This window comes from Haladaptatus cibarius D43, assembly GCF_000710615.1.
GTDB lineage: Archaea > Halobacteriota > Halobacteria > Halobacteriales > Haladaptataceae > Haladaptatus > Haladaptatus cibarius.
Map to the genome: position 1 here is coordinate 145,353 of NZ_JDTH01000001.1, position 25,793 is coordinate 171,145.

The window sequence follows — 25,793 nt, forward strand, 5'->3', positions numbered from 1 at the left end:
GTCGTTTCGCACTCTACATAAATATATTTACGTCAGACAATTCTAATCGAATCGAACGAAAATCACCTTGTAGCCGCGGACGAATATCCGACTATGAGCGACCGAACTGCCGCCGTGTCCCGTGAAACGGCGGAAACGACCATCGAAGTGACACTCGACGTGGATGGCGACGGTGACGCCACCGTCGAGACGGGAATCGGCTTTTTCGACCACATGCTCAACAGTTTCGCCCGTCACGGCCTGTTCGACCTAACTGTGCGCGCGGACGGCGACCTGCACATCGACGACCACCACACTGTTGAGGACGTGGCCATCACCCTCGGCGAAGCATTTGACGACGCACTCGATGACCGCCGGGCAATCAACCGATTTGCCGACCGAAAAGTCCCGCTGGACGAGGCCGTCGCGGACATCGTGGTTGACGTGAGCGGCAGGCCGCTATTCCGGTTCGACGGCGAATTTTCGCAGGAGCAGGTTGGCGACTTGACTAGCCATATGGCCAAACATTTCCTTCGCTCGTTTGCGATGAACGCCGGATTGACGCTTCACGCTGGTGTTGTGGGCGAGAACGCGCATCACGAAATCGAGGCGTTGTTTAAGGCAACTGCGCGGGCGATGGACGATGCGACGCGGATTGACGAGCGACGGAGTGATGTGGCGAGTACGAAAGAGAGTTTGTAACCCGTTAGCGGCTACTTGTTTGCGACTATCCGATTTTACAATTACAGCGCCGAATCGAGGATTTTCTTCGTGGAGAGAGTTTTCGATTACTCAAGCAGGAGAACGGACGGTAGCAAATCGGGATTTTGCAACCGGAGTAGGGTGTAGGCAACCCCCGACAGACCGTGGAAGAACATTGGATTGTGGAACGAGTCGGAATGGCCAGTCATCGAGAGTGCTCCATTGTGCTCACGTCGAGTAAGGCTCCGGGATGCAAGTTCAATCGCGTCGGCACGGTTTGCACTCCCACGGCGTGAACCGACGAGCAACACTTCGGCACGGCCGAGGTTGCCACAACAGAGATGATCCATGTTCGATGGTTCCACGCTCGCAGTTTGCGCAAGCGCTTCGTTCGCATCCGCAAGCAGTTTCTCGTCACCGATCTCTTCGCTGATTCCAATTCGTGCGAGTGCGATTCCGGAGCGACCATGACACCATTTATCTACGTAGTCGTGGTCGTCGTGGGATTTCGCCCAGTTGGTTTGAGATGAGTCGTACAACTCTGCCTCAAAATCCAGTGCTTCTCTCGCGGCCTCGGCGAACCGCGATTCTCCGGTTCTCGCCGAGAGTTTTGCAAGTGCGTAGGCGATTCCGCTGGCTCCGTGTGAGAACCCGGTGAGTGGGGGTTTGTCTTCCGCCGTTTTCCATACTCGGTGGCCTCCTACGTTAGTTCGGCCTTCGAGTAGCCGGTCGCCGCACGAAATCGCTCGATTGAGGGCATCCTCTCCACCGTACCGGTCGTAGTACGCCAGCAGACCGAGTACTGTCCCCGCCGTCCCTTCTAGAATATCGAACGTTTGATCTTTTTCTATATGTTCGTCCGTTACCAGTTCGACTGCTTTCGCGGCGGTTGTACTGTATGTATGGTCGTCGAGTAGTTCAGCGACGATGGAAAGTGTGTAAATCACGCTTCCAATCCCCAACATACCACCGAGATTAGCGACGAATCTGTCCCGTTCGATATTTTCTACGACCGGTTCGAGAACCGTAGAGACACGCTCTCTATATCGGTCTTCCCCAGTTACGTTGTATAGTGCCGCCGCGGTAAGTGCGATTCCACCTCGACCGTGGTACAGCGAGGGATCTGTCGGATATATATCAAGTCCTGTATTTGTCGGGGAAATAGAAACCCACCGGTCACCTTTCGCCGTTTCGAATCCCGCATCCAGCACGTCATCGAACAGTGCTTTTGCGACCGATTCGAAGCGTTCCTCCGACACTTCTGCCGAGGGCGGCGTGCCCACATCTGTTGTTCCCGGGTTGAACGAATACTGCATCAGCCATGTTTGGCGAGCCAAGTCCTTGTCGTCCATCGTTTCGACTCGTTCTCGACACAGTTCGTACCCCGATGCATCGGCTGAAACGTCCAGCGAGTCCTCGTCGTGATACAGTGTCCGTTCGTTTAGGCGAGATGCGAACCGCGGAATGTCACGTCTTCGAAGTGCCCGTCGCTCTGCTTCGTACAGTTGCCAGTATCGTTCCGCATCGTTGTTTTCGTCGAAGAACTGTACCGCGAGTTGCTCAAACTCGACCGACAGTCGCGCACCGTCTTGGAGTGGGTTTCTGGCGGCAGTCGAGCGCAAAATCTCTCCGTAACGCGCAGTTGCACGGTACACCAGCCGATTCTCTATTCCTTCGATCAGTTCTGGGGGAGCGATGTCCGAGAAAAACCGTCCGTCGGCATGAAGCGAACGAATCGTCTCGTGAGCCTCGCTGAATCCCCGAACGAGCGATTCCATGTGTTTTCTCGGCGGTTCATCGTTGCCATCGAAGCTCGGTGTGTTCGTACTCAGGTCAACTTCGGGTTGTTTTTCCACGACAGACATTACGTCGGTGTTGACCGCTTTGACCCACGGACGCATCCGCTCTCCATATCTCGTCTCGCTTGAACTCCCGAACCCAGCGTGAGAAACACCGATATCTTCCTCATGTGCCCTTCGCGGATCACCAACTGACCACGGGAAGAGTAGCGTCAGTAACACCGATTGAGAAGCAACAGCAGAGATTTCGGGGAGATGCGGCTGTGCATTCACATTGATATACGGGTGAAAGAGCGTCTCTCCGTCGATAATCATCGGGTATTCCCCATCAACGATGAGATTTTCGAACTGACAATCGGGTAAATTGAGTGCATACGCCGCACAGGCGATTGCTCCAGCGCGCTCGTAGTATCGACTCGCTGCCCCCTCGTTGGGAAGATTTTGATATTCGACGGGTTGCATCCAACCGTAATCATCTCGAAGCAGGTATGTCGGTATCTTCAACGAGGGGGTCGAGAGATGTTCGTCAAGCCGACGGAGAATCGTATACAGCGTAAAACCGCCGCCAACCTCCCTCGGTTTGTATATCACGTCGTCAGACTCGAACGATACTCGAACCGGAAGGCGGCCCTTTGCGTGAGCGTCGTCGGATAGCGGTTCGAGTTTCGTCACGTTACCTGTGACACCGAACCGTTCTTGCAGTACCTCTTGGTCTACATCGATACGCTGACAGACTTCCTCGACTGCTTCGACCCAGTGAGTCGTCACGTAAACGAGTTGCCGTGCAAGAACCGGATACTCCAGACAGAAGTTTTTGAACCCGTGTTCAAACATGGCGTCGATGAATCGGTCGTAATATTCGGTTGGTGGTTCCTCGAAGTCGTCTGGGTCGGCGTACGCTAATTCCGAATCGTGGTGTTCAACGAAACTTTTAAATTCAACATACAACGGACGAATGCAGAGGAGGAACAGTTGTGAAACGAGTCCTTCAACCATCGGCGACAGTGCGTCGTCGAGGACGACTTCCTGGGAAAGCTGTCCCCGAGCGTACTCTGCGACGACTGCCAGTAGCTCCGGAAATGCGGCGTCATCCGGAACTGCCCCGAGGTCAGTCGGTCGATTCGTCTCGATGTATTTCACCAACCGCTCAAGTTCGTCTATCCAGTCTGGAAGCGGTTCATCACGAGGCCACTGTGTTGCCGCAATCTGGTTTCGAACTCGTGTCTCCGTTAATCCACTCTGTTCGAGTCGTGCCTGAAATGCCTTCTCTTCCGGGAACTGTTTACGCCAGTTTTCGAGTATCTCATCGGGTTCGATTGGTGGGTTCGCTCCGGGGTCATTCGATGGCCCGTCAAGACGTTCATGTATGGTTCGGGCGCGTCCGGCAATCTCGTGGTGTTCCTCCGCAGTGAATCTCTCTTTCATGTAACAGAATTGGAAAATTTGTTGTATAACGTGCCGTTGTACGCCGAGTAGACAGGGAGTTGTCTGTTTTCTCGACGCGAACTATATGTCGATTAGTTCGTCGTGTCACAGCACGGCAGTTTCGAAGCCGTGTGGCACGGAAGGTAACACGATGCAGTTGCCGTTCGGGTGTGACCCAGTTCGTTCTCTTCCGGTGCGTCGATAGCCTCGAACTCGGCATCGAACGCATCTTTGTCAACGGTACACGTGGTGTCGTTGTCAATTGCAACGGACATGCGTATTGTATAACTCAAATATATAACTTAAATCTTTTCATTCTGAAAGTCATTTTAATTTACTCAAAAGTTTATAATATATATGCACAATCAAAAGCCCAATTTTAAATTATATTTTGAATAACTGGACAGGAAGCTGTCGAAATTCCTATTAGGTGTCTTTTGTACACGAAATTTCAACGATGTTCCGCGTTCTCGCTTCTCACCTTCTTTGTGTTCACCCGGTCGTGATTTCGACTACGAGGTTGTCACCGTCCTGCAGTTTGTAGGTAGTTGGTTCGACTTCATTCTCATTGGCGATGTAACTGATTTCTGTCCCAGGATTTTCCTCGCTGTACCGGTCATCATCCACTGTCATGCTGTCATTATCTCCTTCCTGTTTGTAACTGAAATGTGGGATTTTATTGATTGCCTCCGCGAATGTCACCCGCTCTTTGCCTTCCATGTACCATTTATTATCCCCTTCGTGGAGGTGAAACGCCATCAAATCGGACTGTGCGCTCTCGGCCTGGAACTTCTTTTTCGAGAGGTCGAATTTGGAACCATCTATGAAGATGCGTATGTCGCCTTCTTCGTTAAGTCGGTTTCCACCGCTGCTCTCGGTCGCAACACAACCACTTAGTGTGATAAGATGAAGTCCAACTGCAATAGCCGCCCTCCGTTTCATGTATTTAAATTATTTTCTCGGTTTAAAATATTTTTGATTTATTTATAAAATCTATACTATTTACACTCTCACTAAATCCTTGCTGGTTAATATAGTACAAACTTCGATTCCACAACGGCCGGCCTCCGGAATGTGACGGAATCACTCAGTAGTGACCCATTACGCCACGCTTTCGCGCGATACGTGAGCAGAATCGGAAGACGGCATATCCGATTATCAGATAGAGGAACGCAGTTCCGACGAGAATCCCCAACTCGACCGCTGAAAACTGCCAAAGCCGGGTTCCGAAACGCATCGCCTCCTGCAACATCGCCGACCCTTGCACCAGCGGCAGGAACCGGAGATATGAAACATCGATTATCGGGGCCCCGACGAGAGCTATCATCCCAAACTGCATGAGATTGGAGATACTTCCGATGCGCTTGTAGATGAGCGCCAATCCGGCGAAAATGAACCCGAGTCCGACGACGGATAGCAACGCGAACAGGGTAATCGGTACAATCGTCACTACATCGACGGCCAGAACGCGCTGAGTCGTCACCAGCATCATTGCGAGGACAAGACCGCCGACGACCATGCTCTGTACGACGTTCGATATCGCTTTCAGGAACATGACTTTCCCGAATCCGTGCGGTGACATGAACAACTGCTCAAGTGTCCCCCACTGGGATTCCATAGTGACATCGCCTGAAAGCCCGGCATATGCGCCTTGTGCCATCGTCCACAGAAACCACCCGACAATAATCCCGTTGAAGGTCGAGTTCATCGAACCGGAGCCGCTGGTCACTTGACTGACGAGGGCCTGCCCACCGAAGAAAATAATAGCAAAGAATAGATAAATTGTAAATAAGTTAATGATAAAATTAGCCCGGTAGCGAATCATAACCGTAAACTGTTTTCTCAGAATCTCCCACAGTAGCGTAACCGTGCTCACTGAATTTTGTTGTTTGAGCATAGCAGCGCGCGAATCGACCTTATCAACAGACGTATCACTCATTGATTTTCTCCGTGTCCTACAGTCGCTGCTTCGATGGCCGACGCTTCCTGTCGTTCCTCGCTCGTAATCCGTAAGAATACTTCTTCGAGGTTCGGTTCCTGCGAGTCGAAAGACTGAACCGATAGCCCGGCACTTCGAAGTGTTTCGACGAGACTGTAGAACTCGTTTCCAACGACCTGTGCTTCGAAGCGATAATGGTCTGCTCGCTCTTCGAAGTTTTTCGCATCGAATTTTGTCCGGAGCGTTTCACGGACATCAGCATCTAATGGATCGTCGATTTCGACCTCGTACAACTGAGCGTCGAACACACCGAGTAAGTTTTCGACCGTATCGTCTGCAATGACACGGCCGTCGTTCATGATAACGACACGGTCACACACCTCTTCGATGACATCCATGTCGTGACTCGACAGCAAAATCGTTGTACCACTGTCCGTAACGAGATTTCGGAGTTCTTTGCGAAGTTCGAGCGAACTCTCCACGTCCAAACCCAACGTTGGTTCGTCGAGAAAAATCACGCTGGCATCCCGTGCGAGCGTACAGGCCAGCAATACCTTCTGTTTTTGACCGCGAGAGAGTTCTAAAACAGTTGTGTCGGCCTTCTCGGTAAGTCCGAACTGTTCGAGCAATTCCTCGCGTCGTTCCTGTTGTTCTTTTGGAGAGTGTCCCGCGAGCGCCGCAAAAAATCGCATATTTTCTCGAACTGTTAGACGCCAATAGACGTTCCGGGCACCTTCTAGCATTGCACCTATCTGTTGGTAGGAAAGTTTCGGATTATCGTGGACGTCGATACCATGAACACGCGCATTCCCATCCGTCGGCAGTATCAGTCCAAGTAGTGATTTGATAGTTGTCGTCTTTCCAGCGCCATTCGGTCCAAGTAGGCCGACAGCGGTTCCGGGTTCGATGTCCAAATCCACTCCTTCTACAGCCGTCACCTTGTCGTCACCGCTACCATAGACTTTTCGTACATTATCTACCTCAACGGCTGGTATGCTATTCGCCGCGTTTGTAGAATCTACGCCATGCGACTCATGTTTAAGGTGACTATCCATTCAATTATCCTCTAATCATCAGGATACAAGAACCATTCGGTTTCTAATATAATCTACATAGACACCTCACGACAGTATCGAAGGATTTCGAACTGTAGTCCTTTACTTCCTATTCATCCCCTACTCCAGCTAAAACCGCCAGTGAATTTTCTGTTTACAACTCCGCTCGCCGAAACACACTCGGATAATCTTCTACAACACCATCCGAATCCACTGGCAATTCAGCAGTAAATCCACTCTCCAAACTCTCGTACCGGAACAGACCACCATCGGAGTCCACCGGTTCCAAACAGGTGTACTGTTGCTCGACTGCTTTCGCAGTCATCGCAGGTACGTCGAGATAGACGACTGAAATCGTCTCACTCTCGCCGGATTCCCAATCCAGCCGCCGAATCGGAATCGTGTTCGTGAACGGCGTCACTGCAATATCTACATCACGGTATCCCGTGAGTTCCGGCGCAGGTTCTCCGTTTTTCGTCCAATTACCCTCAGCATCGTGTTCCAGTTCGATTCCGAAATTCTCGCTGAGAGTTTCGATTTCGACCTGCTGAACCATTCCCGATTCGTCACACTGCACGCGATAGCGAACCCGAAACGGCTCTTTGGCCTCTTCGCCTTCCGCGACTCCCACCACGACCCCGTCCGCGCGGACGGGATCGAACTCCACAGTGAGATGTTCGGTGCTGACGCCATCGACTAACTCCCAGACGATATGTCGTTTCATGGAAACTCCGACGAAGCACGACGTGATGAATCCCACTATCCGAACTCCACTCCCCGAACCCCACAGGACTAAATCGTCGGGCGCGCCTACCATTGACAAGGATGTTCGACAGAATCATGCAGAAGTTCGAGGGGAGTCCGAGTCAACAGCAGGTCATCCGACTGCTCCTCGAACGCGGCTTTTCGGTGAGCGACGAGGGGCGCGTCGTTTCGGGCGGTATCGAGATTCCGAACACGCAAATCGCCCGCGAAATCGGGGTTGACCGCCGCGTCGTGGATTCGACCACGGACGCGATTCTGGCGGATGAGGAACTTCGTCGAATTTTCCAAAACATCTCCTCGATTCCGAGCCTGAGGGATTTGGCCCCCGTCCTCGATTTGTCGGTGCTGACCATCGAAGTCATCGACGCCGACGAACCGGGAATCGTCGCCACTGTTACGTCTCTGCTGGCCGACAACAACATCTCGATTCGCCAGACGATAAGCGAAGACCCGGAGTTCACGGACGACCCGCGCCTCTACCTCGTCACCGACGAAGACCTGCCGGGTGACGTGTTGAACGAACTGAAGAACCTCGATTTCGTCCGGCAGATTCAGTTGAGCTAATCGCGGATTTCGTGTCTCAATTCGCTATTTTCATCTCCTCGAAATCCACGCCTTTTCGGTGTTCGACCCCGAACTTTGCGAAAATGGGTGGCACAACGTACCGAACCGTAGCGGGGCACGGAGAAATCGCCTTCGAAGTTCGGGGTTCTGAGTTCATCGGCTACGTCGCGCCAGTCGAGAGCGTCGAAACGGCCGAATCGTTCGTAGAGCAAATCGAGGAACGTCATCCCGATGCAACCCACAACGTGCCTGCGTATCGAGTTCGGGCCGGGAATGCCGAGGAAGCCGCTGTCGGGTTCCTCCGTGAATATTCCACCGACGATGGAGAACCCTCCGGAAGTGCCGGAAAACCGATGTTAAACGTCCTCCAGCAACGTGAGGTGGAGAACGTGGCCGCCGTCGTCACGCGCTACTACGGCGGCACCAACCTCGGCGTCGGCGGTTTGGTTCGGGCGTACTCCCGCGCCGTCAAGGAGGCGGTTGACGTCGCCGAAATTGTGGAAGAACGGCCGCACGAACGATTCGGAATTGCGGTCACCTACGACGATTCGGGAACCGTTCACGGAATTATCGAGAGCGAAGAGGTAGAGTTCGAGGCCGAGTACGGCGAAGACGTACAGTTTTCGGTTCGCGTGCCAATCGAAGAGACAGACGCTCTCTGTGACCGACTTCAAAGCGCAACCAGTGGTCGGGCCGAAATCGACGCCGATGTCGATTCGGATGCGGACAACTGATTCAACATCCCGGTAAAATTCTCAGAACACCGCCTGAACCCCGGAGAATACGCCGTAGCCGACACCCAGCGCGAGTGCGAGCGAAAGAATCCACGCAAGCACCGTGTATATCATTTTTTTCGCGCTGACGCCACCGTCGCTGGCCGCATATCCGCTTCCGATGATGGTGCTGACGATGATTTCGTTGAACGAGACGGGGATGCCGAAGAAGACGGCGGCCTGTGCGATGGCGAACGCCGGAATTAGCGCGGAAATCGACCGCCGTGGGCCGAGTGCCGAGTAGTCCTGTGCGAGCGCCTTTATCATCCGCGGAGCACCAGTCCACGACCCGATGAGGAGGCCGAGTCCACCACCGACGAGTACGGCCACCACGGGAATCGAGAACGGGTCTAGCAGTGGGAGGAGCGGCCCGATTGCGAGGCCGACCTGACTGCCACCTGCTGAAAACGCGACGAGTCCGCCAAGTGCCAGCAGGAATCGGCGCTGACCGCGAGTCATGTCGATGACGAGTTCCCGTCTGAGTGCAACCCCGACCAATCCGGCGAGAGCGAGCGATACGAGGACGATTCCTGAATCGAATCCACCAACCGTGGGAAACGAAACCGCCCCGGAGAGAGTTTCCGCAATCGACGCGCTCACTTCAGCAGGGCCGAGGAAGACGAAACCGATGTTAGCGACGATGAGCCCGACGACGCCCCCGAGAATCGGAATCGCAACTTTTTCCGGAACGTCCTCGTGTCGAAGCGTTCTGGCAGTTGTGTAGGCAATTCCCCCACCGACGAAGGGGGTGAGCACCCAAAGCGAGACGATTTGTTGATATTTCGCCCACGCTGGGGCACCGCCGAGCGCCAATCCGACCCCGACGATTGCCCCTGTGACCGTGAACGCTGTTGCTATGGGGTAGCCGGTAAAGACACCGATTGCGACCAGTATCGCCGCCGTGAGCAGTCCTGTAGTCGCGGCGAGTGGCGACAGTTGGACACCGAGAATCAACTCCCGTCCAACCGCCTCCGAAACGTTTGCACCCTGCAGAGCCGCACCGAGAAAGCCGAGAATACCGACGAGGAATCCGGCGCGCATCACGGAAAGGGCGTTGGCTCCGACGGCAGGGGCGAACGGAGTCGAACCACTCGACCCTGCGCCGATGGCCCACGCCATAAACAGGCTCGCAAACCCGGCGATAATCAACGTCAGCAACCCGCCATCCATGTCTGGCCAGTATACCCCCGCACGTCAATAGTGTACCGACTCAAAAATGTGTGATATTTTATGTCGTGTCGGCTCGCGGGCCGTCGCCCCGCTTCGGGGCTTCGACGCCTTCTGCGGCCTCGACGGTTTCCGTTTCTTTTTCGACATCGACGTGCCAGCGGTCGATTTCGTCCTCGTAAGAGGTGAGCAGGTTCGAAACCCGGTCTTTGAGTTCGTCGTCGTTGACGTTCACCTCGAAGATGAAGCCTTCGTCGCCGTTTTCCATCCGACTCGTCTGTTGGATGTTCGCGCTGACGAGGTCGTTGTCGAAGTAGTAGGGCGCGAGTTGCGTCATCACTCGCTGGTACACCGTATCTTCGACTTTTCGAATCGCCTTCCTGCTCGCCGAGTCCGCGGCGCGGGCGACGTAGTTCACCGAGTCCTGCCACCTGTCCATCGCGCCTTCGGTGTCGTCGTCCTCTAATTTTTCGTACGATTCAGTCAGTTTTTCTCCCGCTGTCCGGAGGTCATCGTCCGGCGATTCACCCGCCTGTTCGCCCCTTCCTTCAGCGACGTGCGCTTGCTCGGCTGTTTTCTCGGAAACGTCCTCGCCGAGTCGCTCGTGCGATTTCGGCCGCCACTCGTCCCACTCTTCGAATGCTGCGCCAGAGACGTCTGCGTCACGAAGGGCCTGCGTGATTCGCTCGCCGTGCTCGACGATGTCTCCCCAGCTACCGCGGAGTTTGAAGCCAGAGATACTCTCTTCCATTCGGTCGATGGGTGGTATGTCACGCAGGGTTTTATCTCTTGCCGCCATCCGGCCGTGAATGACCGTTTCGCAGTCCAAAATGAGGATTTGACGAATCTAGTCGATGGATTATTTGTCTCGAACGATTCCGTATGTGAGTCGCTCCGCGAACGAGTTCAGCCCGTTTTTCACTCTGCCGAGAATTTCCGTATGCCTGCTGACCGCTCGCATCTCCGACTCGGAAACTTCGATTCGCTCGTCGCCGTAGATGTCGCGCTCGTTTTCGTCCGAGGCGGCGTCCACGACGGACGACAGGCCGCATCTGCCACACGCTTCCGTTCGTTTTCCACCCATGAATCTCGATACGGATTCCGGCGTGTTATGTGTTATCCCTGTTCTGTTTCCCTTCGTTTTCGTCTCTCTTTCGCGCTCGTTTTCGCAGAATCGACCTGTAGTAGACTCCGTCTGCGTCCACTTTTGCGACTCGCCACGGCGTCCCGACCGTCACGTCTCGTAGTCTCTCCGGCGAAAAGAGGACGAAATGGAGATTTCGCCCGACTTCACGCTCGCCGTCCCGGACGTATTCGACGTGAAACGTCCGGTGTGCCACACCACGTCGCGGGTCGGGTCGGTAGCCGAAAAATCTCTCGGAGTCGAGCTTCGTGGGGTCGTAGTTGTCTACGATTGTGACGCCGTCCTCGTCCGTGATTCGAGCGAGGTCGGAGAGAAAGTCGCGCGCGCCAGCGAGCGACTGTGTCAGCCCGATTTGGGTTCCGTTGACGAGCGCCGACTGGAATCCGTCCCGCGGGAACTCCAATTCGAGCATATCCATCATGCGGGCGTCTTCGACGCCGCGTTCCGTGGCGGCCTCGACCGCCCCCGGACTGACGTCGATTGCGACGACTTCGCCCGATTTTTGCAGAAATTCGGCGTACTGGCCGGAACCGCAACCGACATCCACGATGGGAGAGTCGAGCGCGTTGAGACGGCTTTTCCACTCGTCGCTCCACTCCGCGCTCGGCGTGAAGTAGTTTTCGCGGATATGACTGTCTTGGCTGTCCGCACCATCTCGGTATCGGCAGTCGCCGCGCAATCCCCCTCGTTGGTAGTCGAGTATGGCTTTGCCAAGTGGGTCTGCACTCATCACAGTGTGTCACACACCATCATTTATAATAACAATATAATGATCCTCGGTACCGACGCACGTCCCAACAGTGGATATTTATCGTTTCCGACCAACGGACTGAGCATGGATGGCGGTATCGAGTCACACGACTCGGCTCGACGGGACGATTCCGAGACACGAGAGGAACCCGACGTTCCCGACTGGGACGACGAATACGTGGACAGGGTAAGCGACCGACTGTTCGTCAACTACGATTTGAAGAAATCCCATTCGGTTCACGGCCAGCAGTTCACGCTCTACGGCCAACTGCTGATGGAGAATCGGAAACATTTCTTCCACGAGTCGCTCAACTACGCCAATCACGCCTCGGTCGAACATCTGTTCGTCCGCCGAACCGATTCGGTTCGAATTTCTGACCTCGAAACGCTCGGCGAGTTCGGCCACGAACTCGCCGACGAGTGGATAGACGCGGACGAAGAGCATTTCGGCACGGACTTCACTTTCGTCGTAATCGTGCCCGAAATTCCGGACGACGTTCGAGAGTTCGTCTCGGGATTCCGCGACCGGACACTGCTCAAGTACGGCTACTACGGTCGCTACGAAATCAATCTCGTCGTCGTCGCTCCCGAAAGAGAGGACATCGTCGCCAGCGCGAACGCCGACGTGAGTCAGGCGTTCGTGCTCTGGCAACGAATCGAACCGCAAAAATCCGGACTGCTGTCGCGCGTCGTGCGCCGATTCAGGTAAAGTTTAGAACGCCATTTCTCTTTCAGTCGTCGGACTCACCTCCGTCCGTGACTGGCGTTCCGGGGCGCTCTTGTCGGACTGCAGAAATATTCTTGTACCCCTTCCAGACGAGCGAGAGCGCCAGTCCGATGAGCGTGAGCGCGATTCCTATCTGCAATCCTGCGGAAACCATGGTTCCGACGGTGGCACCGCCGTCACCCCAGTTACCCTGCACGAACTTCAGTATCAAGTTCTGGTAGAGGGCGAGATAGAGCAGACCACAAATCGTGACGACCGTCATCAGCACCATCGGCACCCCGGTGCTGATGAGTTGCTTGTTCTTGCTCCAGTTGGCCAACCAGACCGTCGCCGTCAGGAGCGCGAGTGCGGCAAGCAGTTGGTTCGCGCCGCCGAACAGCGGCCAGAGGTCGGACCACGTTCCGGTTGCGACGAGTCCGTACGCGATGGCACACTGGAATCCGGCGTTGACGTACCGGTTCGCCCCGACGCTTTGAACGGTCGTTTCCGGCGTGCCGACGATTTCTTCGAACATGTATCGACCGAGGCGAAGCGCCGTGTCGGTGGAGGTGAGCAGGAAACTCACCATCACGAGCGCCATGAACGGTTCGCCGTAACTCTGTGGCAGGCCGAAACTGGTGAGCATGATGCCGCCGCCCTGTGCGAAGTTCGGCAGTGCTTGGCCGACACCGCCGCCCTCCACGGTAATGCCGACCAGTGCGACGGTCGAGAGCGCGAGAACCGCGAGGAGTCCTTCACCGAGCATGCCACCGTAGCCGATGACTCGGGCGTCGGATTCGCGGTTGAGTTGCTTCGCCGTCGTTCCCGACGACACCAGCGAGTGGAACCCGCTGATGGTACCACACGCGATGGTGATGAACAGCACCGGGAACAGCGGTTGCCCGGTCACACCCATGAATCCGCTGTAGGCGTCGAGACTGACGGTGAGCGGTTGAGTCGGCGTAATCGCACCGATACCCATCGTGCTTCCGAGCGTCCCGACGATAATCGCAAGAAGCGCGCCGCCGACCCCTGCGTACAGCAGGAACGACGACAGATAGTCACGCGGTTGCAGAAGCGTCCAAACCGGGAGGACGCTCGCGATGAACGCATACACGAGAATAATCGGAACCCACGTCGTCGCGGCGAGTTGAATCGGGTACTGTATCCCGACGTAGACGCTGGCGAACACACCTGTGACGAACACGACAGTTCCCGGAATGAACGGTAAGTCGAGTTGGTACAGATACACCCCGAAAATCATCGCGAGGGCGATGTACAGGATGCTCGCCGTCGCGGCACTCGGATACGCCTCGAAGACCACGCCGACGACGAACGCGAACACGCCGACGACGAGAATGATGGTCAAGAACGCGAACCACAACAGCATGTTCTTCCCGCCTTCCCCGACGTATTCGCCGATGATGTACCCGATTGACTTCCCTTCGTGTCGGAGACTGCTCGATAGCGAAATGAAGTCGTGAACCGCGCCCATCAGTGGATTGCCGATGGCAATCCACAGCAGGGCAGGCACCCATCCCCAGATGACGCCTGCCGTAATCGGGCCGACGATGGGTGCGCCGCCCGCGATGCTCGAATAGTGGTGTCCTAACAATACTGGTTTCTTCGCCGGAACGTACTCCTGGCCGTCTTCGTACTTATGTGCTGGTGTATCACGACTGTCGTCCAAATCGACGAACCGCGCGAGATAGCGCGAATAGCCGACGTATCCGACAGTAAAAAGCACGAGAACGGCGAGTACTAGCCATATGATTGCGGTCGCCATGGTATTATGCCTCATGGCTCAAAATATGACGAACGATAATAAGTGTTATTTTAGCTCTTCGCAGTATGATGCGTTTGACTTGCCGCTTTCTGTGACAATGTCCCCTTTCATTCAACAGCTATCCGGCAGATTTCGGTGTCGTTTCCACAGCCACATCTAACCCTTTTGCCACGTCTGCGAGCAACGAGCCTTTCACCTCCTCGACACGGGATTCGATAACCGCGACGACCGGTTCCTCGAAGGCGTCTCGAATATGCTCGATTCGCTCGCGTTCGGTTCGACAGCGGTCACGAAGGTATTTCGCGCCTCTTCCGGATTCGTCCGCGTCGGGTTCCGGTGTGACCTTGTTGATGACGAGTCCGGAGACGGCGAGGTCGTACTCGGTCAATTCTTCCACAGCACGACTCGTTTCACGAATCGATAACTCGTCCGGATTGAGCACGAGGAAGTACGCCGACTCGGTGCGAAGCACCTCGCCAGCGAACTCGAACATCTCTTTTCGTTCCTGCAGGCGGGCGATAATCGGGTCGCCTTCCGCCATTCGTCGCGGTTCTCGGCCACCGATTGCCGCTTTCTCGTACAGGTCGATGCTTCGTTTGCGCTTGTGAAGCAGGCGTTCTATCCACCCTTCGAGGAACTCGGGCAGTGAAAGCAGTCGAAGCGTCCCACCTGTCGGCGATGTGTCGAATACAACGCGGTCGTACTCTTCGGAATTTTGCATCACGTCTACGAATCGGTCGAACAGCGCGGATTCGTGCGCGCCGGGCGTCTGATGCGACATCTCGATTTGCCGGTCGATTGCGTTGACCATCCCCGGACTCACTTGGTCGCCCATCGCCCGTTTAATCTCCATCAGGTGGTTTTCGACCTCCTGTTCGGGGTCGATTTCCATCGCCCAGAGGTTGTCGTGGCCATCGACCGGGGCGGGTTCGTCGCCGAACTGCTGGTCAAACACGTCGGAGGTGCTGTGTGCCGGGTCGGTCGAAACGACGAGCGTTTTCAGCCCCGCATTCGCGCTTTTGAGGCCGTAGGCGCTGGAAACCGTTGTCTTTCCGACGCCACCCTTCCCGCCGAAGAAAACGAACTTCTTCATGGTAGAACTCTCTCCATCGTGCTAGAAGTGATACTGCTGACCCTTGCGTTCGATGAGCGATTCGCGGTCCCACATCCGGCGTTCCCACGCCTCGAACTCGTCAGTCAGATACGGAAGCAGTTCGGCGGTGTAGTACGAAATCGGACTCGGGACGCCGAACACGTCGGGAAAGCACGCGAGCATGAATTCGTCCTCTACGTCCTCGGCTTCTTTCTCTATCAATTCATACGCCGGGTGAGAAATCATCCCGTGATAGAGGCCGCGAAGCCACTCCGAGACGTGCCGCCGATACGTCTCGATTTTGTCCGCTAGTGACATACTACCACAGTGTTGTCCTCGCTATTTAAGCAACCGGGTCGGGGAAGGACGACGAGCGAAGCAAACCGTCTCCTTCTGCGGATACGTTTAAGACGCTCCGGTTCGTGCGACGCGGTACCAGATGAGCAAGGGTCGAATCCCGGTCACGATTCTAAGCGGTAATCTCGGCGCAGGTAAGACGACGACGCTCAACCACCTCCTCGGCGAAAGCAGCGACAGGGACATCGCAGTGCTCGTCAACGATATGGGCACGATAAACGTCGATGCCGAACTGATACAGGACGGCACCGAACTCACCGCCGAAGACGGCGTTGCAGAACTCTCAAACGGCTGTATCTGCTGTGAGTTGCAGGACGACCTCCGAACCGAGGTCAGCCGACTCGCCCGCGACTGGGAGTTCGACACCCTCGTCGTGGAATCTTCCGGCATCAGCGAACCCGCCCCAGTCGCCCGACTGTTCACGACCGAATCGCGCGCCGCGGCCCGATACGACGTGGATACGACGGTTACCCTCGTCAGTGCGCGCCAGTTCCGCGACTTCTTCGACGGCGACTCGCCGGTCGAACGAACCGAAACGGAGGATGGTGAAACGCGCCCCCTTTCCGACCTCGTCATCGAGCAAATCGAATTTTGTGACGTGCTCGTGCTCAACAAATGCGACCTCGTTTCCGAGGAGGAACTGGACGAAATCGAGGCGACCCTTCGCGCACTTCAACCCCGGGCGGAACTGATTCGAACCGAACACGGGCAAATTTCTCCCGACGCAGTCCTTCAACGCGGGCTGTTCGACAGGGATGCAGTCAGCGATTCGGCGGGGTGGAAACGAGCGATGGAACACGCTGGCGACCACGACCATTCCACTGACCACACTGATGACACGTCCGGCCACAATCACGCCCACCGCCATCCCGAGGAAACCTACGGCGTGTCGTCAGTCGCGTGTCGCCGCCGAAGACCGTTCCATCCCGAACGACTCGCCGACTTCTTCGAATCGCTTCCCGACGGCATCATCCGGGCGAAAGGGACGTTCTGGCTCGCCGGGCAAGAGTGGGTCATGAAGTACGGCCAAGCCGGGTCGTCCGCCCGCGTCGAAACCGCGGGCAAGTGGATTGCGAGCCTTCCCGAAATTGACCAGAAGCTCTACCGCGACAATCGCTCCGACCTCGATTGGGACGATGAATGGGGCGACCGCGAAACGAAACTCGTCTTTATCGGAACCGACTTCGACGAGGAGACGATTCCCTCCCGACTGGACGACTGCTTACTGACTGACGAGGAGATGGACGCGGAGTGGGACGAGTTCGAAAATCCGTTTCCGCAGTCCGAAAACGGCCTGCTGACCTTCGGCGAATAATCGAAAGTGCGGCGTTTTCGTCCCGTGTCAAATCCTCCCGATGCTTCGGCCGTATCGTTAGCTTATAGCCACTCGCCACGCACGAATCGCATATGACTATCGAGCAGCGAGGTGACGCCCACCTCATCACGCACGCGATGGCGAAGGACACGCTCTCGAAGATTCGAGACGAGAACACGGAACAAGTCGGTTTCCGCAAGGGCCTCGTCAAACTCGGCCGCATCTGTGGTTACGAAATCATCGACGGCGCGATGGATACGGAGTACGTTTCAATCAACACGCCACTCACCGAAACGACCGGCGAGCGCGTCAAAGGACTGGACAACGTCGTCATCATCAACGTTCTGCGCGCCGCGACGCCGTTCGTCGAAGGCCTGCTGAAGGCGTTCCCCCGAGCGAAACAGGGTGTCATCAGCGCTGGTCGGAACGAGGACGCCGGAATGAACGAGGACGGTGAGTTCCCCATCACCATCGACTACGTGAAACTCCCCGAAATCACGGAGAAGGATACGGTTATCGTGGCCGACCCGATGCTCGCAACCGGGAGCACGATGTGCGCAGTTCTCGAAGAAGTCCTGAACGAGCAACCGAATCCCGAGAACTTCTTCGTTCTCTCGGCGGTCAGCGCCCCCGACGGCCTGCTCAACGTTCACGAGAAGTTTCCGGAAGCAGATTTGCTGACCGTGAGTATCGACGACCGACTCAACGACGACGGCTTCATCGTCCCCGGACTGGGCGATGCAGGTGACCGCGCGTTCCGCACGACGTAACTCTCTCGCTATCCGACTTTTCCTCGCTAATCCAACCATCAGCGACGGCTCACGAATGAGATAGAAATATTTCACTTTCTGTCGTCTCCGTTTGCGATGGCCAACGCGACCGTCTGCCCGACCTACGATTTCGACGCAGTGTCCGTCTGGATACACACCTTCGGGACGTCAGACGCACCGACACAACTGTCCCGCGGAATCTACGGCGCGTGGGTCGGCGCGCCGACCCACGCGCCTCCTCGACCTGCACGACAAACACGACATTCCGGCGACGTGGCTCGTCCCCGGGCACACGATAGAAAGCTTTCCCGACCGCGTCGGAAAAGTTCACGACCGAGGCTACGACGTGCAGTGCCACGGCTGGCGGCACGTCAATCCTGCCTCCTTCGACAGCAAGGAAGCGGAGCAGTCCGAATACGAACGCGCGATTTCCAACATCGAGGACGTGACGGAAATCAACCGGATTTCGCTTGCCTGCGTGGGAGTTTTCGGATCACACGCTCGAAATCATCGAGGAACTTGGCTTCGAATGGGATTCGAGCCAGATGGGCAACGATTTCGCGCCGTACCATCTCCGCAGAAACTGGAAGGCACCCGATTCAGACCCCTTCGAACTCGGTGACTCGACCGACATCATCGAAATCCCGATTTCGTGGAAGCGGGCCGACTTCCCGGTGCTGATGTTCGTCTGGGAACAGTCGATTTTGTGGGATACGCGAACGAACGAGCTGTTTTCGACCTCTAGAAAGCCCAATTCGATTGGATGTACAAGAACGTAGAAAACGGGATTTTCACCCTCGCCATGCATCCGCAGGTCATCGGACAACCGCCACGGTCGCGACGATTGGAGGAGTTGATTCAGCACATGCAGACGAAACCGGGCGTCGAATTTGCCGATGTGGACACGGTCATAACGGAAATTTGGGATGGCGAGCGCGACGTTTTGGAAGTGATGGGAACCTGATTCGGTTGCCGCGTTCCTCACGAAAAAGCCTATTCCGTACCACTACCTTCGCTCAACTATGACAGATGAAGTCGCGCTTGCATTCGATGACTCCGACCTGCTCCCTGCAATCGCCCAAGACGCGGACTCCGGTGACGTGCTGATGCTGGCCTATGTCTCGCCCGAAGCAGTCGAGCAAACCGTCGAAACCGGCCTCGCACACTACTACTCTAGAAGTCGGGACGAACTCTGGAAGAAAGGCGGCACCAGCGGCCACGTCCAACATGTCCAAGGCGTTCGTGTCGATTGCGACGGCGACACGTTTCTCTACCTCGTCGAACAAGAGGGCGGGGCCTGCCACACAGGCTATGAATCCTGCTTCTACCGCCAAATTGAGGAACTGAATGACGATGAAACCGCCGAAACCGAAGTCGTCGCGGAGAAGGTGTACGACCCGGACGAAGTCTACGGATAACGAAGTGCTATGAGCGACCTACTCACTGACCTCCGGAACGCGGACGAAGCCTGCCGAGAGGCCGAATCTGCGGTTTCGGAGCACGGAAAAACACGAATCGAGGCAGTCGCCGACGCCCACGACCGCGCGATGAAACTGCTCAGTCGGTACGAAGGCAAAGCCACCGGAACCGGTGATTTCAAGTCGTTTGTGGAGTTTCAAGGCCAATTCGCGGATTTGGTCGAAAACCTTCCCGACGACCTGCCCGCCCGCGAGTCCTTCGAACGGGCGGAGGACATTTCTGACAAACGACGCCTCAGCGAGGACGATTTCGACCGGATTCGGCAGACGCTCGAACCCGCCGACGAAATCGCATCTTCCCTCGACGAACGCCGGGAAGCCAAAAAGCGATACCACGACGTGCGCCGCTCCGTCGCCGACAGAATCGCCGAACTGGACGACAAAATTGACGATTTGGAACGGCTACAGGAGTTAGGCGAAGCCGACTTGGACGCCCCGACGGAGGAGTTAAGAGAACCAATCCAAGCCGCGGACGACGCGATTTCGTCTGCCTTCGTCGCGTTCAAACGTGATTCGAGCGCCCGGGGGGTGATGCACTTTCTCACCGCAACCGAACAGTATCCGCTGGTCGAGTTCGATTCGCCGCCGGAGGAACTCAGAAGCCACCTGCTCGAAAACAAGGTTGGCGAGAAGTCGATCCCGGATTTACTCCAACTCGCCCGCTACTCCCGGTCAAAACTCGACCACTACGTCTCCGACCCCGCTGAACTGAAACGCGCCGTCTCCACGAACGAAACGTATCTCGACCGACTCGACGCAGACCCACTCCTTATTGGCTGGCCGCCAGCCCCCGCCAACGAACTCCGTTGGTGGTGTGAAGAAGCGATTCGCGTTGCAGACCGCTTCGCGCCCGCGGAAGCGGTCGCTCGCCTCCGTGAAGTCCAGCGACTCACGCACGATTCGCGGTTCGACACGCTACGAATCGCGGCACAAGCACGGGCAGAGTTGACTGACGAGGAACGGGAGCGACTCGCCCGCGGTGCTGTTGAGGACAAACTACGACAGATTCGTGAGCGAAAAACGGAACTGAACGACGCGCTCTCGGATTATCCGAAGCGATAAACCCGACACAAGATTCGACTTCAGACGCTCGCTTTTGCAATTCTCAGCGTGTCTTCCATCTCTTCGGAAAGCTCTTCGGCGCGGTGTTGCTCACGTGCCTCGGCGTAGATTCGAACTATCGGTTCGGTGCCGCTGGGTCGCGCGAGTACCCATGCATCGCCGAAATCGAGTCGGTAGCCGTCGCGGGTGTTCAACTCCGCGTCGGACTCCTCCGCCTTTTGCTCGGCTGCAGAAAGCAGAGCGTCGTGTTCTGCGTCCGTCGTGTACGAGATGTTCGTCCGAATGTTGTGGTAGCCGCTGTACGGCTCTACGACTTCGCTGGCGGTTCGGTCAACCAGCAGTTCGAGGAACTTCGCTGCGGTGTAGGCTCCGTCGCGGGTCAGACGATAGTTCGGGAAGAAGATGCCACCGTTGCCCTCGCCAGCGACCGGAACCGAGACGTTCTGGTCTTGTAGTTCGCGGATTCGGGTGATGATGTTCGTACTGCCGATTGGCGTCAGTTCGAGCGTCGAACCGGTTTCGCGGGCCACGTCCACGAGGCGCTGAGAGACGTTGACTGCAGAAACCACAGCATCGCCGGGTTCCAGTTGTGCGGCGGAGAGCGCGGCTAGTGTGGCGTCGCCTTCGATGTAGTCGCCGTTTTCGTCGTAGAAAATGGCGCGATCTGCGTCCCCGTCGTGTGCGATTCCGACATCTGCGTCGGTCGATTCGACCAATCGGCCGAGGTCGCGGAGGTTCTTCGGAACCGGTTCCGGATTGCGTCCGGGGAAGTGACCGTCTGGTTGGCTGTTCGCCGTGACGACCTCACAGCCGAGTTTTCGGAAGAATTCGGGCGAGGTGAGCGACCCTGCTCCGTGTCCGGGGTCGAGTGCGATGGTCAGGTTCGCGTCGGCAATTTTCTCGGTGTCGATGTGTTCGAGCAGTTGCGAGACGTACCAGTCGCGGGCGTCTTCGATGTGGTGGCTGTGTCCCGTTTCGCTCCAGCGAACTTCTTCGAACGCTTCGGTCAGGAATTTGTCTTCGATGCGCTCTAAACTCCCGACGGCGAGTTCGATACCGTCCTCGCCGATGAGTTTCACGCCGTTGTACTCCGGCGGGTTGTGACTCGCGGTTATCATCAACGCCGGAACGCCCTCTCGTTCCGTGTAGGCCTGTGCCCCGGGCGTCGGCACGACACCGAGTCGGTCCACGTCTGCTCCGATACTGGCCAACCCGCTGGCGGCGGCGTCGGCGAGCATGTCGCCGGTAGCCCGCGTATCTCGGGCGAGAGCGACTCGGTCGGAGCGCCACACCGTCCCTGCCGCTTTCGCAATCTTGAGCACGAACTCGGGGGTCAACTCGTCGTTTGCGACCCCTCGCGTTCCACTCGACCCGAACACCTTCATATGCGGTTCTGCGGATTCTGTGTTCAAAGAGATTCCGAATACCGGTGCTACTCCGCCTCTGCCGGGCGTCCCGTGACCGCTTTGACCGGTGATTCCCACGCCAGGACGACGAACGAACCGACTATCAACACCCCGCCAGCGGCCGCGAGCGCAGTGAGCGGCGACGTTACGTCCGAAATCACGCCGCTCCCGAGTTGGAACGGAATGACCGTCACGGAACTCACCATGGCAAGTGCGGAGAGCACGGTTGCTCGTCCAAGGGTGTCGATTCTATCGTTGACGTACTGCGAGGCCAGCGAGCGCGTCGTTTCGGAAATTCCGCGAGCGAACAGGAATGCCGGAATCGCTAGAATCGGCGTCGTCCAAAGCGCGATGAGTCCGATTCCGACGACGAAGGGAATCACGAGGAACCAGCGCCGGAGTCCGACACGCTCCCGAATCGTTCCGGTATGATAGCTCAACCCGGCCGAAAGAAGGCTGATAGCCGCGTAAAACCAGCCCAGAAGCGGTTCGACCTCACCCTGTGGAACCCCAATCTGCGGAAGAACGGTTTCGAGAACCGGCTGAACGTACATGAAGACGAGATACGAAACCGCAGAAAACAGGACGAAGTAGTACACTACGAACGAACGCAATCTGGGGTGTGAAAGCGTCTCGCCGATGACGCCGACCGCTTCCCGCAGGCCGAGTTCATCGGCGTCGCTTTCCTCGTAACTCGCCGGTTCTTCCCAACTCAACAGAATCGGAATCCCTGCGCCCGATACCACTGCTGCAACTAGAAACGGATACGAGAGGTCGATGTCGCCGAGATAACCGCCAGCAACGCTGCCGACGACGCCGACTAGCAGGGCGACGGACTGTCCCCGCCCCCGAATGTGTGCGAATCGGTCTTCCGATAGTTCGTCTGCGAGCGTATCATAAAGCCATGCGTCGTCGCTTCCCGACCGGAAGTTGTATCCCATCGACCAGCAGGTGTACAGCACGGCGAGTTCGAGGAACGTTTCCGCGAAGCCGATTCCGACGAGCGTAACCGTGATAATTCCGGTTCCGACGAGCAGGCTGTTTCTGCGCCCGATTCGGTCGCCGACGTAGCCCGTGGGAATTTCCCCCAGAACGGTCGTGACGTTGTAAATCCCTTCGAGAAGCGCGATAGCGGTGAAATCCACGCCGAGCGAGAGAAAGTAGAGATACATTATCGGGCGGTAGAACTCGACCGCTTTGGTCGCCTTGTAGGCGTAGTAAAGCCCGATATTTCGACTCAAATCCCACACAGGAAAGCAAAGACACTGCTGTTCTGAAACCGTTCTGCGCAAGCAATTGCACATAGAATACTGACATCTTTTCGGGAGAGATATACATCCGACCGACGAACCGTTCCACATGGACGACGCCCGTCCGGACCCCGCCGACGCGCTCGCCGCAATCGGCAACGAGCGCCGGGTGTCGATGATATACGAACTCCAACAGGCGTTCCGCGAGGGCGAGCACGCACTTTCATACGCAGAACTCAAACGACGCGTCGGCGTGCGCGACAGTGGAAATTTCAACTACCACCTTCAGCGACTGGTCGGGCAGTACGTCCGGAAAACCGCGGATGGGTACACGCTCACCTACGCCGGGCGGAAAGTCGCAAGCGCGTTGACCGCCGGAATTTTCACGGAACAAGCGGACGGAACCACCCTTTCGGCACCCGGAACGTGCTACAACTGCCACGCCGAATCCCTCATCGCGCGATACGAAGACGAGCGAATCTGCATCTCCTGTGCCGACTGCGGCGAGGAACTCCTCCACAATCCGTTTCCGCCCGCTCCGACCACCCGTCGGGACGACCTCCTCTCCGCCTTCGACGCGTGGACTCGTCGGTGGAACGCGCTCGCATTCGCGCGGACGTGTCCGGAATGTGGTTCCCAGATGGACGGAGAATTGACCGACGCCAATCCATCCCTCAGTATCGGCGATGTACCGTATCGACTCCGCGTGACCTGTCGAGAATGCTGGGCGATGTCGAACCTCCCGCTCGGTCTGCTCGTCCGTGACCATCCTCAAGTCGTCGGATTTCACGCGTCCCACGGCGTCGATATTGCGTCTATCCCATCGTGGAACCTCGATTGGGCGCTCCACCACGAATATCTCGGCGTCGTTTCTGATAAGCCACTCCGACTTCGACTGCGAATCCCGCTCGAAAACGAAGAACTCCAACTGACGTTCGACGACGAAGGAACCGTCGTTTCGACCGAAGTCACGCGATAATCGAAATCGAGGTGGTAACCCGAACGTTTTCCCCGATTCGTATCGCTCATTCGGATATGACCAGTATCGACGAAAAACGGGTGTACAGCGACCAAGAAGGGACGACGACCGTCTTCGTCGCCACGGAACTCGGCGTTGCTCGCGTCGAGGTTTCGGGAGACATCGTCGGGGAGTTTGCTATCGCCCATCGATGTGTCGCTCGTGACGTAGCGACAGCAGGCGGTTCCCTCGCAGTCGCAACCGCCGAAGACGTTCTCGACGGCGATTTCTCACCCCTCGACTTCGGCCCGGCAGTCGCCGTCGGATTCGACGGCGACAGCCTCGTCACTGCAGGTGAAAACGGTACGCTGGCGCGTTACGACGGCGACTGGTGCGAACTGGCGTCACTCCCCGAAGTACGCGCTATCGACGGCAATCTCGTGGCGACTGCTGACGGAGTCTATCAAATCGTGGACGATGGTGTCCGGCACGTCGGTCTGGACGACGTTCGAGACGTTTCCACCGACGGTGTCCCGTTGGCCGCGACTGCCGACGGATTGTACTGGCTCGGCAACGGCTGGATGGACGCTTTGCCGGGCGATTTTCGCGTCGTGAATACGACGGATGAACCCACCGAAATCGCTTACGCTGGCACTGCCGACACGCTGTTTGCGAAGTCGGGTGGCGAGTGGCGCGAGAGCGTCGAATGGGAGGACGTTGCGCTCCCGGTCGATGAACCAATCGCTGCTGTTGGATTCGGTAACGGCGTGCACACCGTTACCGAATCCGGGACGTTCCTCTCGTCTGTCGGTGACGGCTGGCGAAGTCGCCATCTCGGGTTGAAAGGCGTTCGAGCACTCGCAGTTCGGTAATCTGTATTCACTGTTGGCAGGGATAATCGACATCAAGCCCGTCGATTCGTATCGAGTTCGTACAGTCCGCGGTGTACTTTTCGCACGAGTCCAAGTCGGGTGAGGTCACGGAGGCGATCTTTGACACACTCTTGGGTGACGCCGAGTTCCTGTGCGAGATAGGCCGGTATGGCCCGCCCCTCCGAGAGGAGATTGAGGACGCCTCGCTCGCTCGGCGTGAACTCGTCGTCCCCGAACGGAACGTCGATGAGAACTGTTTCCGTCGTTCTGTACTTCGAGCTATCGGTACTTTCAGGATTTTCGAGGCAGAGTTCGTACAAACCGCGATAGGGCTTCGCTACAAGTCCGAGTTCTCGCAATCCGTCGAGCGTCTTTCTGGCCGTATTTGCTCCAACTGCGAGTTCGGTACCGACGTATGCGGGCGTGCATCGACCCTCGGCGAGCAGGTTCAAAATACCCGTCTCGGCGGGCGTGAGGTCGGATTCGTCCACCGACCGCGATACGTCGATACTAAGTCGAGTTACCGAAACCATTGTTCGTCAGTACTACTTTACTCCATAAATAATATACTCATGTTTTTATATATGTATCAGAATCACTCTCTACTGGAATATATTTGTGAAGACAGTTCTGGAGACAACTTTACAATTCGAGGTGAATTTGCCATCCTTCGCTTCG

At 56.5% G+C, this 25,793-nt stretch carries 28 protein-coding genes and 1 pseudogene; 13 read left to right on the top strand and 16 right to left on the bottom strand.

The window, feature by feature from the left end:
* Positions 1-93: 93 nt before the first annotated feature.
* Entirely contained in the window at positions 94-681 is a 588-nt protein-coding gene (gene hisB / locus HL45_RS00760; RefSeq protein ID WP_049969212.1) for an imidazoleglycerol-phosphate dehydratase HisB, read from the top strand.
* Between the two features lie 86 nt (positions 682-767).
* Here the strand turns inward: hisB and HL45_RS00765 are convergent, their stop codons facing one another.
* From HL45_RS00765 to HL45_RS00790, 6 genes are all read right to left on the bottom strand, one after another.
* Positions 768-3,905, bottom strand: coding sequence for a type 2 lanthipeptide synthetase LanM family protein (locus HL45_RS00765; RefSeq protein WP_049969213.1), 3,138 nt, complete (start codon positions 3,903-3,905; stop codon positions 768-770).
* A gap of 92 nt (positions 3,906-3,997) precedes the next feature.
* Positions 3,998-4,180 carry a hypothetical protein gene (locus tag HL45_RS00770; protein ID WP_049969214.1) on the bottom strand — a complete coding sequence of 61 codons (183 nt, stop codon included), beginning with the start codon at positions 4,178-4,180 and terminating at the stop codon, positions 3,998-4,000.
* 217 nt (positions 4,181-4,397) lie between these two features.
* On the bottom strand, positions 4,398-4,847 hold the full coding sequence (locus tag HL45_RS00775; RefSeq protein WP_049969215.1) for a hypothetical protein: 450 nt from the start codon (positions 4,845-4,847) through the stop codon (positions 4,398-4,400).
* Positions 4,848-4,992: 145 nt separating this feature from the next.
* Positions 4,993-5,565 (bottom strand): ABC transporter permease, encoded by a 573-nt coding sequence (locus tag HL45_RS00780; protein ID WP_211250812.1) that lies wholly within the window; start codon positions 5,563-5,565, stop codon positions 4,993-4,995.
* Positions 5,566-5,840: 275 nt separating this feature from the next.
* The gene (locus HL45_RS00785) at positions 5,841-6,782 is read right to left on the bottom strand and encodes an ABC transporter ATP-binding protein (protein WP_233274650.1); all 942 of its coding nucleotides are present in this window, start codon (positions 6,780-6,782) and stop codon (positions 5,841-5,843) included.
* 271 nt (positions 6,783-7,053) lie between these two features.
* Positions 7,054-7,623 carry a putative glycolipid-binding domain-containing protein gene (locus tag HL45_RS00790; RefSeq protein ID WP_049970034.1) on the bottom strand — a complete coding sequence of 190 codons (570 nt, stop codon included), beginning with the start codon at positions 7,621-7,623 and terminating at the stop codon, positions 7,054-7,056.
* Positions 7,624-7,724: 101 nt separating this feature from the next.
* Between HL45_RS00790 and HL45_RS00795 the strand changes: the two genes are divergently transcribed.
* Both HL45_RS00795 and HL45_RS00800 read left to right on the top strand, forming a co-directional pair.
* Entirely contained in the window at positions 7,725-8,228 is a 504-nt protein-coding gene (locus HL45_RS00795; protein ID WP_049969218.1) for an ACT domain-containing protein, read from the top strand.
* A gap of 83 nt (positions 8,229-8,311) precedes the next feature.
* Positions 8,312-8,962, top strand: coding sequence for an IMPACT family protein (locus HL45_RS00800; protein ID WP_049969219.1), 651 nt, complete (start codon positions 8,312-8,314; stop codon positions 8,960-8,962).
* 21 nt (positions 8,963-8,983) lie between these two features.
* On the opposite strand, the gene HL45_RS00805 is transcribed toward HL45_RS00800, so the two are convergent.
* From HL45_RS00805 to HL45_RS00820, 4 genes are all read right to left on the bottom strand, one after another.
* Positions 8,984-10,171 (bottom strand): inorganic phosphate transporter, encoded by a 1,188-nt coding sequence (locus HL45_RS00805; RefSeq protein WP_049969220.1) that lies wholly within the window; start codon positions 10,169-10,171, stop codon positions 8,984-8,986.
* A 58-nt stretch (positions 10,172-10,229) separates the two neighbouring features.
* Complete coding sequence (locus HL45_RS00810; RefSeq protein WP_049969221.1) at positions 10,230-10,919, bottom strand: DUF5828 family protein; 690 nt, start codon at positions 10,917-10,919, stop codon at positions 10,230-10,232.
* A 108-nt stretch (positions 10,920-11,027) separates the two neighbouring features.
* On the bottom strand, positions 11,028-11,252 hold the full coding sequence (locus HL45_RS00815; protein ID WP_049969222.1) for a hypothetical protein: 225 nt from the start codon (positions 11,250-11,252) through the stop codon (positions 11,028-11,030).
* Positions 11,253-11,277: 25 nt separating this feature from the next.
* Complete coding sequence (locus HL45_RS00820) at positions 11,278-12,042, bottom strand: class I SAM-dependent methyltransferase (protein WP_049969223.1); 765 nt, start codon at positions 12,040-12,042, stop codon at positions 11,278-11,280.
* Positions 12,043-12,147: 105 nt separating this feature from the next.
* Here HL45_RS00820 and HL45_RS00825 point away from each other — a divergent pair, with 105 nt between their 5' ends.
* Entirely contained in the window at positions 12,148-12,771 is a 624-nt protein-coding gene (locus HL45_RS00825; RefSeq protein ID WP_049970035.1) for a hypothetical protein, read from the top strand.
* 22 nt (positions 12,772-12,793) lie between these two features.
* Here the strand turns inward: HL45_RS00825 and HL45_RS00830 are convergent, their stop codons facing one another.
* From HL45_RS00830 to HL45_RS00840, 3 genes are all read right to left on the bottom strand, one after another.
* On the bottom strand, positions 12,794-14,554 hold the full coding sequence (locus HL45_RS00830; protein WP_049969224.1) for a carbon starvation CstA family protein: 1,761 nt from the start codon (positions 14,552-14,554) through the stop codon (positions 12,794-12,796).
* Positions 14,555-14,672: 118 nt separating this feature from the next.
* A complete protein-coding gene (locus HL45_RS00835; protein ID WP_049969225.1) occupies positions 14,673-15,647 on the bottom strand; it encodes an ArsA family ATPase in 975 nt (324 codons plus the stop codon).
* A gap of 21 nt (positions 15,648-15,668) precedes the next feature.
* Complete coding sequence (locus tag HL45_RS00840; RefSeq protein ID WP_049969226.1) at positions 15,669-15,965, bottom strand: hypothetical protein; 297 nt, start codon at positions 15,963-15,965, stop codon at positions 15,669-15,671.
* Positions 15,966-16,086: 121 nt separating this feature from the next.
* Between HL45_RS00840 and HL45_RS00845 the strand changes: the two genes are divergently transcribed.
* The 7 genes and pseudogenes from HL45_RS00845 to HL45_RS00865 all read left to right on the top strand — a co-directional run bounded on the left by HL45_RS00845 (position 16,087) and on the right by HL45_RS00865 (position 20,629).
* Positions 16,087-17,319: a GTP-binding protein gene (locus HL45_RS00845; protein ID WP_049969227.1), complete on the top strand. Its 1,233-nt coding sequence runs from the start codon at positions 16,087-16,089 to the stop codon at positions 17,317-17,319.
* Positions 17,320-17,411: 92 nt separating this feature from the next.
* Entirely contained in the window at positions 17,412-18,089 is a 678-nt protein-coding gene (gene upp / locus HL45_RS00850; RefSeq protein ID WP_049969228.1) for a uracil phosphoribosyltransferase, read from the top strand.
* A 91-nt stretch (positions 18,090-18,180) separates the two neighbouring features.
* A pseudogene (locus tag HL45_RS21530) lies at positions 18,181-18,501 on the top strand (polysaccharide deacetylase family protein); the annotation flags it as partial.
* Between the two features lie 58 nt (positions 18,502-18,559).
* Entirely contained in the window at positions 18,560-18,868 is a 309-nt protein-coding gene (locus tag HL45_RS21535; RefSeq protein ID WP_233274693.1) for a polysaccharide deacetylase family protein, read from the top strand.
* Positions 18,853-19,053 (top strand): hypothetical protein, encoded by a 201-nt coding sequence (locus HL45_RS21540; protein ID WP_233274651.1) that lies wholly within the window; start codon positions 18,853-18,855, stop codon positions 19,051-19,053. The genes HL45_RS21535 and HL45_RS21540 overlap by 16 nt, the downstream gene beginning before the upstream one ends.
* 58 nt (positions 19,054-19,111) lie before the next feature.
* The gene (gene hisI / locus HL45_RS00860; protein WP_049969229.1) at positions 19,112-19,507 is read left to right on the top strand and encodes a phosphoribosyl-AMP cyclohydrolase; all 396 of its coding nucleotides are present in this window, start codon (positions 19,112-19,114) and stop codon (positions 19,505-19,507) included.
* 9 nt (positions 19,508-19,516) lie between these two features.
* A complete protein-coding gene (locus HL45_RS00865; protein ID WP_049969230.1) occupies positions 19,517-20,629 on the top strand; it encodes a DUF7118 family protein in 1,113 nt (370 codons plus the stop codon).
* A gap of 20 nt (positions 20,630-20,649) precedes the next feature.
* On the opposite strand, the gene glmM is transcribed toward HL45_RS00865, so the two are convergent.
* Together glmM and HL45_RS00875 are read right to left on the bottom strand one after the other, a co-directional pair.
* Positions 20,650-22,014, bottom strand: coding sequence for a phosphoglucosamine mutase (gene glmM, locus HL45_RS00870; protein WP_049969231.1), 1,365 nt, complete (start codon positions 22,012-22,014; stop codon positions 20,650-20,652).
* A 47-nt stretch (positions 22,015-22,061) separates the two neighbouring features.
* Positions 22,062-23,285 (bottom strand): MFS transporter, encoded by a 1,224-nt coding sequence (locus HL45_RS00875; protein WP_049969232.1) that lies wholly within the window; start codon positions 23,283-23,285, stop codon positions 22,062-22,064.
* Positions 23,286-23,394: 109 nt separating this feature from the next.
* Between HL45_RS00875 and HL45_RS00880 the strand changes: the two genes are divergently transcribed.
* Positions 23,395-24,264: a DUF7351 domain-containing protein gene (locus HL45_RS00880; RefSeq protein WP_049969233.1), complete on the top strand. Its 870-nt coding sequence runs from the start codon at positions 23,395-23,397 to the stop codon at positions 24,262-24,264.
* A gap of 56 nt (positions 24,265-24,320) precedes the next feature.
* The gene (locus tag HL45_RS00885; RefSeq protein ID WP_049969234.1) at positions 24,321-25,115 is read left to right on the top strand and encodes an HVO_0234 family beta-propeller protein; all 795 of its coding nucleotides are present in this window, start codon (positions 24,321-24,323) and stop codon (positions 25,113-25,115) included.
* Positions 25,116-25,147: 32 nt separating this feature from the next.
* On the opposite strand, the gene HL45_RS00890 is transcribed toward HL45_RS00885, so the two are convergent.
* Positions 25,148-25,648, bottom strand: a complete 501-nt coding sequence (locus HL45_RS00890; RefSeq protein WP_049969235.1) for a helix-turn-helix domain-containing protein — start codon at positions 25,646-25,648, stop codon at positions 25,148-25,150.
* Positions 25,649-25,793 lie beyond the last annotated feature (145 nt).

Excerpts from the sequence above, each read along its gene's own strand:
- hisB (WP_049969212.1), top strand. The coding sequence starts at position 94 with ATGAGCGACCGAACTGCCGCCGTGTCCCGTGAAACGGCGGAAACGACC.
- hisI (WP_049969229.1), top strand. The coding sequence starts at position 19,112 with ATGACAGATGAAGTCGCGCTTGCATTCGATGACTCCGACCTGCTCCCT.
- HL45_RS00825 (WP_049970035.1), top strand. The coding sequence starts at position 12,148 with ATGGATGGCGGTATCGAGTCACACGACTCGGCTCGACGGGACGATTCC.
- HL45_RS00880 (WP_049969233.1), top strand. The coding sequence starts at position 23,395 with ATGGACGACGCCCGTCCGGACCCCGCCGACGCGCTCGCCGCAATCGGC.
- HL45_RS00835 (WP_049969225.1), bottom strand. The coding sequence starts at position 15,647 with ATGAAGAAGTTCGTTTTCTTCGGCGGGAAGGGTGGCGTCGGAAAGACA.
- HL45_RS00795 (WP_049969218.1), top strand. The coding sequence starts at position 7,725 with ATGTTCGACAGAATCATGCAGAAGTTCGAGGGGAGTCCGAGTCAACAG.
- HL45_RS00810 (WP_049969221.1), bottom strand. The coding sequence starts at position 10,919 with ATGGAAGAGAGTATCTCTGGCTTCAAACTCCGCGGTAGCTGGGGAGAC.
- HL45_RS00780 (WP_211250812.1), bottom strand. The coding sequence starts at position 5,565 with ATGGCACAAGGCGCATATGCCGGGCTTTCAGGCGATGTCACTATGGAA.
- HL45_RS00820 (WP_049969223.1), bottom strand. The coding sequence starts at position 12,042 with ATGAGTGCAGACCCACTTGGCAAAGCCATACTCGACTACCAACGAGGG.
- HL45_RS00890 (WP_049969235.1), bottom strand. The coding sequence starts at position 25,648 with ATGGTTTCGGTAACTCGACTTAGTATCGACGTATCGCGGTCGGTGGAC.
- glmM (WP_049969231.1), bottom strand. The coding sequence starts at position 22,014 with ATGAAGGTGTTCGGGTCGAGTGGAACGCGAGGGGTCGCAAACGACGAG.
- HL45_RS00765 (WP_049969213.1), bottom strand. The coding sequence starts at position 3,905 with ATGAAAGAGAGATTCACTGCGGAGGAACACCACGAGATTGCCGGACGC.
- HL45_RS00800 (WP_049969219.1), top strand. The coding sequence starts at position 8,312 with ATGGGTGGCACAACGTACCGAACCGTAGCGGGGCACGGAGAAATCGCC.
- HL45_RS00805 (WP_049969220.1), bottom strand. The coding sequence starts at position 10,171 with ATGGATGGCGGGTTGCTGACGTTGATTATCGCCGGGTTTGCGAGCCTG.
- HL45_RS21540 (WP_233274651.1), top strand. The coding sequence starts at position 18,853 with ATGTACAAGAACGTAGAAAACGGGATTTTCACCCTCGCCATGCATCCG.
- HL45_RS00830 (WP_049969224.1), bottom strand. The coding sequence starts at position 14,554 with ATGGCGACCGCAATCATATGGCTAGTACTCGCCGTTCTCGTGCTTTTT.
- HL45_RS00770 (WP_049969214.1), bottom strand. The coding sequence starts at position 4,180 with ATGTCCGTTGCAATTGACAACGACACCACGTGTACCGTTGACAAAGAT.
- HL45_RS00775 (WP_049969215.1), bottom strand. The coding sequence starts at position 4,847 with ATGAAACGGAGGGCGGCTATTGCAGTTGGACTTCATCTTATCACACTA.
- HL45_RS00865 (WP_049969230.1), top strand. The coding sequence starts at position 19,517 with ATGAGCGACCTACTCACTGACCTCCGGAACGCGGACGAAGCCTGCCGA.
- HL45_RS00790 (WP_049970034.1), bottom strand. The coding sequence starts at position 7,623 with ATGAAACGACATATCGTCTGGGAGTTAGTCGATGGCGTCAGCACCGAA.
- HL45_RS00845 (WP_049969227.1), top strand. The coding sequence starts at position 16,087 with ATGAGCAAGGGTCGAATCCCGGTCACGATTCTAAGCGGTAATCTCGGC.
- HL45_RS00885 (WP_049969234.1), top strand. The coding sequence starts at position 24,321 with ATGACCAGTATCGACGAAAAACGGGTGTACAGCGACCAAGAAGGGACG.
- upp (WP_049969228.1), top strand. The coding sequence starts at position 17,412 with ATGACTATCGAGCAGCGAGGTGACGCCCACCTCATCACGCACGCGATG.
- HL45_RS00840 (WP_049969226.1), bottom strand. The coding sequence starts at position 15,965 with ATGTCACTAGCGGACAAAATCGAGACGTATCGGCGGCACGTCTCGGAG.
- HL45_RS00815 (WP_049969222.1), bottom strand. The coding sequence starts at position 11,252 with ATGGGTGGAAAACGAACGGAAGCGTGTGGCAGATGCGGCCTGTCGTCC.